This window comes from Staphylococcus sp. GDX8P80P (genome assembly GCF_017893095.1).
GTDB lineage: Bacteria > Bacillota > Bacilli > Staphylococcales > Staphylococcaceae > Staphylococcus > Staphylococcus borealis.
Genome location: NZ_JAESMI010000186.1, coordinates 1 through 248, shown reverse-complemented (window position 1 = coordinate 248; position 248 = coordinate 1). Strand labels below are relative to the sequence as shown.

General features: G+C 29.4%; 1 protein-coding gene. It reads left to right on the top strand.

What is annotated here, in order from left to right; translation table 11 throughout:
- Positions 1-12: 12 nt before the first annotated feature.
- A partial coding sequence (locus KA858_RS12200; RefSeq protein WP_210135823.1) for a hypothetical protein occupies positions 13-248 on the top strand: 236 nt, incomplete at its 3' end.

Genomic DNA, 248 nt, shown 5'->3' with positions numbered 1-248 from the left:
ACGAGGTGCCTTATGTATAAAGATTATAACATGACTCAACTTACTCTACCAATGGAAACTTCAGTTCTTATCCCCACAAATGATATATCACGACATGTAAATGATATTTGTGATGATTGTTCAGAATGTTCTCTGAAACACCAATGTATGAACTTCAATTCAAAAATAAATAAAAGAATAATGAAGAATTATAATTGGGAATATTTTAAAGCCCAAATTAATAAAAGGCTTTCAGAACCAGAAACAAA